2 protein-coding genes and 1 pseudogene are annotated in these 1,503 nt (G+C 63.8%); 1 reads left to right on the forward strand and 2 read right to left on the reverse strand.

Annotation, left to right across the window (positions count from 1 at the left end; genetic code table 11):
* A partial coding sequence (locus tag EN984_RS34245) for a DUF445 family protein (RefSeq protein ID WP_127384338.1) occupies positions 1 to 501 on the reverse strand: 501 nt, incomplete at its 3' end.
* A gap of 275 nt (positions 502 to 776) precedes the next feature.
* Here EN984_RS34245 and rirA point away from each other — a divergent pair.
* Positions 777 to 1,238, forward strand: a complete 462-nt coding sequence (gene rirA / locus EN984_RS34250) for an iron-responsive transcriptional regulator RirA (protein WP_127267528.1) — start codon at positions 777 to 779, stop codon at positions 1,236 to 1,238.
* A gap of 29 nt (positions 1,239 to 1,267) precedes the next feature.
* Here the strand turns inward: rirA and EN984_RS34255 are convergent.
* Positions 1,268 to 1,503, reverse strand: a pseudogene (locus EN984_RS34255) (iron ABC transporter); the annotation flags it as partial.

Consider the following 1,503-nt stretch of genomic DNA (forward strand, 5'->3'; position numbering starts at 1 on the left):
GCCGCGCAGGCCGGACTGCTCGACAGCGGCCAGCGTCTGCGGCACCAGCCGCACGACGAAGCGCGACAGGCCGGCGGCGCGCTCCGTATCGGCCAGCCAGTCGGCGACGAGTGCCGAGAAATCGACCTCGGCGAGCTTTTCGCGCACCGGTTCAGGCGCCAGGAAGTTGACCTCGATGAAGCGACCGAGATTGTCGGCGATGCGGTTCTGGTTCTCCGGGATGATGGCCGTGTGCGGGATCGGCAGCCCCAGCGGCCGCCTGAACAGCGCCACCACCGCGTACCAGTCGGCCAGACCGCCGATGGTCGCGGCCTCGGCAAAGGCGGCGACGAAGCCGAGCCATGGATAGGTGCGCTCGAAGGATTTGGCGAGCGCAAACACCAGCACGCAAAGCGCCAGTGCGGCCGCCGCGAGGAATTTCGTCCGCCGCAACGCGGAAAGCTTGGCATCCGCCTCGGCATCGAAACGGACCGGCGCCAGGGGCGAAGCCGATTGTGACATGGGTGAGCCGCTCCTCGTCGATCTCAGCCTATTTAGTGTTCCGATGGCCGAAATACCCGCGACAGCGGGTTTCGCCCGGAACTTTCCCCGGCCGCGCACACAAAGTTGAGGAGAAAATTCATCTATCGGGCGAAGCTAGTCTGGAATTATTCCAAGGTATAGGCCATATTCCGCCGAGGCCAATGTGGCGAATCCGGAAATTCGGGTCAAAGCCATATCAGCAAAATTTCCAGATCTGGCGTGGTTGCACCGCACCAGTGCCTTGTGAGGACAAAATGCGGCTTACGCGCCAGACCAACTATGCCATGCGCATCTTGATGTATTGCGCGGCCAATGATGACCGATTGAGCCGCATCCCCGAGATCGCGGCCGCCTATTCGGTGTCGGAGCTTTTCCTGTTCAAGATCCTGCAGCCCCTGGTCGAGCACGGCCTCGTCCAGACCGTGCGCGGTAGGAATGGCGGCGTCAAGCTTGGCCGGGCGGCCGAAGCCATCAGCCTGTTCGATGTCGTGCGCGTGACGGAAGAGAGCTTCGCTATGGCCGAATGCTTCGAGAACGATGCCGCCGAATGCCCGCTCGTCGATAGCTGCGCGCTGAACTCGGCGCTGCGCGAGGCGCTGAACGCGTTCTTCGCCGTGCTGGAGCGCTATACGATCGCCGACCTCGTGGCGGCACGTCCAAATGTGCGCAACCTGCTCGGAATCGACATGCTGGAGCGCCGCGCACCAGCTGCCTGACCCAGCAGGGGCGCGGGCTAGATCTGCAATCAGGCCGCTGACTGAGGCAGAACGAACGGCATATTGCCGGCCGGCAGCACGCCGACCCTGAGCCGGCAGTCGAACACTTTTTCGATCAGGTCATCGCTCAGCACATCCCGCGGCGACCCGGTGGCGGCCAGCCGGCCGCGATGCATGACGAAGATCCGGTCGGCATACATGGCCGTCAGATTGAGGTCGTGCAGGATGGCGACCACGCCGCCGCACCTTCTGGCGAAGTCGCGGG

The sequence above is a fragment of the Mesorhizobium sp. M7A.F.Ca.CA.004.12.1.1 genome (assembly GCF_003997835.1).
GTDB lineage: Bacteria > Pseudomonadota > Alphaproteobacteria > Rhizobiales > Rhizobiaceae > Mesorhizobium.

Excerpts from the sequence above, each read along its gene's own strand:
- rirA (WP_127267528.1), top strand. The coding sequence starts at position 777 with ATGCGGCTTACGCGCCAGACCAACTATGCCATGCGCATCTTGATGTAT.